Here is a 6,773-nt window from a genome sequence, read left to right as displayed (position 1 = left end):
CGCTGCGCAGCCAGATGGTGAAGATGGCGGCGAGCCTGAAGGAATACACGGCGAGTCAGTTGAGTTTTCACATGGCATCGGTCTACCTCATCCATGAGTTGAGTTGCATGCCGTATGTGTCGCCGGGGAATATCCCGAGGCGGGTGGCGGAGCTGGAGAAACAGGCGGGGCAGTTTGTGCTGCCGGCCCGAAGGGAGCGAAGTTACCCCCGCTGCGTGAAGCCAAGGCCACAGAAGTATGGAGTTAAAAAAACAAATAAAAACAATGCCAGTCAGGCTTAACTGACTGGCATTATGGCCGAGGCCACCCTTGGGTTTATAACAGCTGGCGTTGTTACTGGTTCGCCTCGGCGAACTGCTTCATCGCTTCGGCGTGCTTGGTCATGCCAGCGGCACGCTCGTTGAGGTGCTTGATGAACTCCGCCTTCTTGGCCGGATCTTCAATGCGGTCATAACGTTGCTGCAGGTTGGCCTGGATCTGCTCCGGGGTCATGCTCTGCAGACGGGCCATCTTGTCGTGGCGGCCACCGTGGTGTTTGCCACCTTTCATACCACTGCCATCCATCGGGCAGTCCATCATGGCACCGGGCTGACCGGTGGGGGCTGCTTCACTGGCGGCATAGGCGCCCAGCGGCAGGCCAAGGATCAGGGTGGCGGTCAGCAGGGTTTTGGTCAGCTTTTTCATGGTTTATCTCCGGTAGGGATGATTCTGGTTCGGCGCTCTTGCCTTGCCCTCAAGTAAACACCCGTCAAGTGTCTGAACTTTGCCAACATCGCCCTTTTTTGTAGCAGAGTGTGGCATCGCGCGGATCTGGCACACTTTGACACAAACCGCAGGGCGGATTTTCGTATACTCGTGCCAACGCCAAGCAGGAGGCCACCCCATGAATCAAGGCAACACCCATATATTGGTGGTCGATGACCACAGCGAGATCCGCGATCTCTTGAAGCGCTTTCTGGAACAGCACGGCCTGCGGGTCAGCTGCGCCCGGGATGGCAAAGAGATGAAGCGACTGCTGGAGGAGCGGGAGTTCGATCTGCTGGTACTGGATCTGATGATGCCGGGTGAAGATGGCCTGACCCTCTGCCGCGAGCTGCGGGTCAAATCGAGCCTGCCCATCATCATGCTGACCGCCATGGGGGAAGAGACCGACCGCATCATAGGGCTGGAGATGGGGGCCGATGACTATCTGGCCAAGCCCTTCTTCAATCCGCGCGAGCTGCTGGCGCGCATCAAGGCGGTGATGCGCCGCACCCAGGCCGAGACCCAGCCCGCCGCCGAGACCCTGACCCGGGATCTACGCTTCGATCGCTGGTTGCTCGACATCAATCGCCGGGAGCTGGTCGATGAGGATGGGGTGGGCTTGAGCCTCTCCACCGCCGAGTTCGACCTGCTCAAGGTGTTTCTCAGCGCCCGCAGCGGGTGCTGAGCCGGGATCAACTGCTGGATCTGGCCCGTGGTCGCGAGGCAGTGGCCTTCGATCGCGCCATCGATACTCTGGTGAGCCGACTGCGCCGCAAGCTGGAGCGGGATCCCAAGAACCCCGAGCTGATCAAGACCATCTGGGGTGGCGGCTATATGTTCTCCACCGACGTGACGCAGGTTTAAGCGGTGGGTGCCTTGCGACGACTGTGGGCACGGATGTGGCCCAAGGGGCTGACCGGCCAGATCATTCTGGTGGCGCTGGCGGGGTTGATCCTGATCCAGCTGCTCAGCATCCAGATCTACCGTTCGGATCGGGAGGAGGCGCTCGGCTTCGTCAACAGCCGCAACGCCATGCAGCGGATCATCTCGGTGGTGCGGCTGCTCTCCCTCTCCCCCCTCTCTTTATGACGAGATCCTCAAGGCCAGTCGCAACGAGACTCTGCTGCTGCGCCTCTCCGATGAGCCGCTGCAACCGGATAACCGCAGCCCCCGCTTCGAGCAGTTGGTGCGCTCGCGCCTCAACTATCCTCCCGGCCTTACTGTCGAGATCAGCGCCGAGCTGAAAGAGAACTCCCAGCGCAGCAAAGCGTGGGAGCACCACACCCGCATGATGCGGGATCGCAAAGGGTCGCCCCCGCCGCGGGATATGCGGCTCTATGGCTCCATCGAGCTGCCCCAGGGGGGCTGGCTGCAGTTCAGCTCGTTGGTCGACAAAGAGGCGGGCAGCTGGTCGTGGCAGACCACCCTCAACCTGATGCTGGTCGCCAGTCTGGTGATCGGGCTGATGGTGCTGCTGTTTCGCCGCGCCACCCGCCCGCTCAAGCAGCTGGCGGGCAATGCCGAACGGCTGGGACGGGGCGAGGATATCGAGCCCTTGAAAGAGGCGGGGCCGACCGAGATCCGCGAATCGATTCAGGCCTTTAACCGGATGCACACCCGGCTCGACCGCTTCGTGCAGGACAGAACCCGGATGCTGGCGGCCATCTCCCACGATCTGCGCACCCCCATCACCAGCCTGCGGCTGCGCACCGAGTTTCTGGCCGATGGCGAGGACAAGGAGCGCATCCAGCAGACCCTGCAACAGATGGAGCAGATGCTGGCGGCAACCCTCAGCTTTGCCCGCGAAGAGGGGCAGCAGGAGGCCACCCGCGAGCTGGATCTGGTCAGCCTGCTGGTCAGCCTGTGCGATGACTATGCCGATACCGGCCAGCCGGTCACCTGTCTGGCGGAGGGCAAAGAGGTCTACGCCTGCCGCGCCAACACCTTGCGCCGGGTACTGCAGAACCTGATCGGCAATGCCATCAAATATGCCGGCAGCGCCGAGGTATCGCTGGAGCGAACCCGGGAGGCACTATTGATTCGTGTCTGCGACCACGGCCCCGGGATAGACCCGGCGCGGCTGGAGGATGTGTTCAAACCCTTCGTACGCCTTGATGAGGCGCGCAACACCGAGTCGGGCAGCGTGGGGTTGGGTCTCTCCATCGCGCGCACTCTGGTCCATCAGCACGGTGGCGAACTGGTTCTGCTCAATCGGCCACAAGGGGGAGTGGAGGCGCTGATCAGCCTGCCATTGTAAGCAGTCACTCTAACTGCCAGCCTCCTTATAACGCCGTTTGCATCATGCAAACTTCATCATTTGAGCGCTTGTTCTTCTACCGTGAAGATGGTGATAATCGGAGACCACGGACGGTACACCGTAACGGATTGGAGCAAGGATGGTCTCTGCCAGGATAGGAGTCATAGTCGGCATCGGATGGGGGCTCCTGCTGCTCGTACTTGCCCTGCCTGTCTGGGCCAAAGCCCCGGAAGAGCCGATCATCATCACCAACTCCAAAGCTTGGCAACCCTTCTCTTTTATCAATGAATCCGGGCAACCGGATGGCTTGCTGATCGACTTGTGGCGTGAATATGCCCGGGTGACCGGTCAGAAGATCGAATTTCGACTGGTTGACTGGCAGGGTTCCCTCGATTTGCTTGAGGGGGGTGAAGCTGACGCCCACGCTGGACTGCTCTGGTCATCGGAGCGGGACAAATTGTTCGATTATGGCCTGCCGCTCACCCAACTTGACTCTCAGCTCTTCTTCTCACGGGAATTGCGTGGCAATGATGTGCAATACACCTTGCTCCATGACTCGGTCGGCGTAGTGGCCGGGGGCTACGAGGAGTATTACGCCAGGCGCCATTTCCCCGACACCAAACTACAGACCTTCGATGACAATGACACCATGCTGGCAGCCGCCTTCAAGGGTGAACTGAAGGCCTTTATCGCTGATTTGCAGGTTGCCAACTTCTACATTTACACCTCTGCCGATCCTACCCGCTTCATTCCGGTGCGCCATCTCTATACCAGTGAAGTTCGCTTTGCCGTCAAGAAAGGCGATCTGGCGTTGCTGGCACAACTGAACGAGGGGTTTGCCAACATCAAACAGAGTGATCGGGATCGGATCATCCGCAAGTGGATGCATGTCGAGACTGTTTATCCCATCCACCTTGGCCCCTGGTTGTTGCTGGCCGGTGTCTTGGTCATGGTGGCCTACATAGTGCAATTGCACCGCGCGGTCGCCCGCCGTACCAGTGAATTGAGCAAAGCCAACGTCAGACTGGAGAAGCTGGCCAGCACCGATCCCTTGACGGGTCTGCTCAACCGGCGGGCCTTCATTCCCGCGCTGGAACAACAGCTGGCTGCTGGCAATCCGTGTGCTTTGTTGCTGTTCGATGTGGATCACTTCAAAGAGATCAACGATCGGTTTGGTCACAGCATCGGGGATATGTCGCTGGAGCAGCTGTCTGCAACTGTGGCGGGGATATTGCCGGAAGGCGCTCTGTTTGCCCGCATTGGCGGGGAAGAGTTTTGTCTCTTGCTGCAACTCAACAGCTTGGCAGAAACAGAGCGCTGGGCTGATCGCATCTGTCAGGAGTGCCACCGGCAGCCGCTGCAGACCCGCGGTGGCGATATCACCCTCTCGGTCAGCACGGGGGCGGTCTGGGTTGCTGCGCAAGCCAGCGCGGATGCTGACCAGCTGTTACGGCAGGCAGATGATCTGATGTATCAAGCCAAAGCGTTGGGGCGCAATACCTGGCAAGCCGCCCCCTATCAGGCATAGGCCACCCTGACGGACGCACAATAAAAACGGCCGCGATCCGAAGATGGCGGCCGTATGACATGATCCCTATCAGAAGTTGTAGGTGACGCCCAGGTTGTAGCGGCGACCATCCAGCACAGTGCCATAGCTGCTGTAATCCACCGCCTTGTCGAACAGGTTGTAGACCCCGGCGGTCAGATCCAGATGCTTGTTGGCCTTGTAGACCAGGCCAATGTCAAAGAAGGTGTAGGAAGGGGTCCCCTCCGCCATCTTGACCCGGCTCAGGTACTCGGAGGTCTCGCCACGGAAGTTGACCCGCGACCAGAGGCTGAGATCCTCAGTGGTCTGCCAATCTACGCTACCGTTGAACATGTGGCGGGGCATCTGGTTGAGGGCATACCCTGCCAGCGGGCCGCTCTTCTGTTCGGACTGGGTAAAGGTGTAGCTGGAGCTGACCGACCAATCCTCGTTGATGGCCCAATCCATCATCCCCTCAACCCCGCGCATGTTCGCCTTGTCGACGTTAACCCGGTCACTGATGAAGTCATAGCTGTGACCATTGAGGGTACAAGCGGGATCGCTCTTGCTGGTGCAGCGACGCACTTCGGAGATCTTGTTCTTGAAGTCGGTGTTGAACAGGGTAACCCCGGCGTTGAAGCCCTGATTACCATTCCACAGCAGGCCAATCTCTTCGCTCACGCTGGTCTCGGGTTTGAGATCCGGGTTGCCAACCAGCATGCCATCCAGGCTGCCACCACCGGTGACCTGACCCCAGTTGGCCGCCGACATCCGCAAGTCTGGAGAGCGGTAACCGGTCGAGACGCCCCCTTTCAACGTCCAGCTCTGATCCAGATGCCAGACGCCGTAGAGGCGCGGGCTCCAGTGAGAGCCGTAGTTCTGGTCCCGATCCATACGGGCGCCACCGGTCAGGGCAAAGCTGTCGGTGAGTGACCACTCATCCTCGACAAACATCGCCCAGCTCCAGCGGGTCAGCTGCTCGGCAGGATTGGCCACTTTCAGGGTATTGCCCTGATCGTGCAGATCCTCATAGCGGTACTGACCACCGACACTCAGGTAGTGATCCCCCAGAATGAACTGGGTGTGGGTATCGGCGATGGTGTTGATGAGCTCCATCTTGCGGCCGTGGTTGGTGTTGGTCTCCTGCTGCAGATAGCTGCTGGACGAGCCGAAATCATACTGGCCATCATGGGTCAGCGCGTAGTTGGTACGCTCGTAGCGGTTGAGGCTCTCTTTCGCCTTGGCATCCAGCGAATTGCCGACCGTACGATCCCGATCCTGCAGGCTGCGGCTGGCCTCCAGATCGAAACGGTTATGGTCGTCAGGCTTGAAGCTGAGCACGGCCGTGCCACTGCGAGTCTCCTGCTCGGCAAAGCCCTGGTTGAATTTGTCTTCGCCACGATGCGCCAGTTGGCCATTGAAACGCAGCCCCAACACGCCATCGATCAGTGAACCTGCGGTATAGGCATCGGTCTGGAAGCTGTTGCCGGCATCCTTGTTCTCCTGGAAGGTCGAATCAGCGTGAACCGAACCCTGCCAGGCCAGACCGGTGGTCTTGCGGGTAATCACGTTAATCACGCCGCCCATGGCATCCGAACCATAACGGGATGACATGGGGCCGCGTACGATCTCAATCCGCTCGATCGCCTGCAATGGTGGCAACCAGCCCTGTTCGATACCGGGGCCATCGCTATTGGGGCGAGTGCCACGGCTATCCACCTTCTTGCCATCAACCAGCATCAGGGTGTGCTCACGGGTAATCACTGAGATAGAGGCGGCAGAATCTTCGATCTTCTGCTGAAAGCCGGAAGCGGTGACGACCATCACCTCCTGCTCGGCAGCATAGGTTTGGGTCGCAAGAAGGGAGCAGATCAGCAAGGCAAGCTTGTTCGGTTTCACTGTTGTCATGTTTTGGCCTGAACGTTTTTAGTAGGAAAGTGGCGTATTCCCTTACTTCACTCGTTACAACGCCCTGGCATCCGGCCAGGCGCAGCATTAGTAAAGGCTCATTTGAAAAGCACTTTATTAATCAGTTCGCATTGTAACGATCCCGTTGGATAAACCGAAACAACAATCAGTTGTGACCCTGGTTTTTAAGCATCTTCAGCAGAACAGACCGCCATCCCTGTTAGAGATCAGTATAATTAACAAATAGATAAATATCATGTGGTTACAAAAAGATTCGGGGCGATAGAACAGAAGAAGAAGTTGGAGAGAAAGACAGAAAACGGCAGAGAAGGAAACAAG

Annotated in this window: 3 protein-coding genes and 3 pseudogenes; 4 read left to right on the top strand and 2 right to left on the bottom strand. The window is 58.7% G+C overall.

Annotated elements, in window-relative coordinates; genetic code table 11:
- Positions 1–281, top strand: a pseudogene (locus ACY8FN_RS21140) (IS4 family transposase); the annotation flags it as partial.
- A 52-nt stretch (positions 282–333) separates the two neighbouring features.
- Here ACY8FN_RS21140 and ACY8FN_RS21135 read toward each other — a convergent pair.
- Positions 334–684, bottom strand: a complete 351-nt coding sequence (locus ACY8FN_RS21135) for a hypothetical protein (RefSeq protein WP_463101211.1) — start codon at positions 682–684, stop codon at positions 334–336.
- Positions 685–883: 199 nt separating this feature from the next.
- Here ACY8FN_RS21135 and ACY8FN_RS21130 point away from each other — a divergent pair.
- The 3 genes and pseudogenes from ACY8FN_RS21130 to ACY8FN_RS21120 all read left to right on the top strand — a co-directional run bounded on the left by ACY8FN_RS21130 (position 884) and on the right by ACY8FN_RS21120 (position 4,529).
- A pseudogene (locus tag ACY8FN_RS21130) lies at positions 884–1,608 on the top strand (response regulator).
- Positions 1,609–1,641: 33 nt separating this feature from the next.
- A pseudogene (locus ACY8FN_RS21125) lies at positions 1,642–3,001 on the top strand (ATP-binding protein).
- Positions 3,002–3,140: 139 nt separating this feature from the next.
- Complete coding sequence (locus ACY8FN_RS21120) at positions 3,141–4,529, top strand: transporter substrate-binding domain-containing diguanylate cyclase (RefSeq protein WP_463099110.1); 1,389 nt, start codon at positions 3,141–3,143, stop codon at positions 4,527–4,529.
- 69 nt (positions 4,530–4,598) lie between these two features.
- Here the strand turns inward: ACY8FN_RS21120 and ACY8FN_RS21115 are convergent, their stop codons facing one another.
- Positions 4,599–6,434 carry a ligand-gated channel protein gene (locus ACY8FN_RS21115; protein ID WP_463101210.1) on the bottom strand — a complete coding sequence of 612 codons (1,836 nt, stop codon included), beginning with the start codon at positions 6,432–6,434 and terminating at the stop codon, positions 4,599–4,601.
- Positions 6,435–6,773: the final 339 nt, after the last annotated feature.

It is taken from the genome of Aeromonas sp. 160P, from assembly GCF_055193095.1.
The sequence above is the reverse complement of the archived record's forward strand: the minus strand, read 5'-3'. Positions and strand labels throughout refer to the sequence as shown.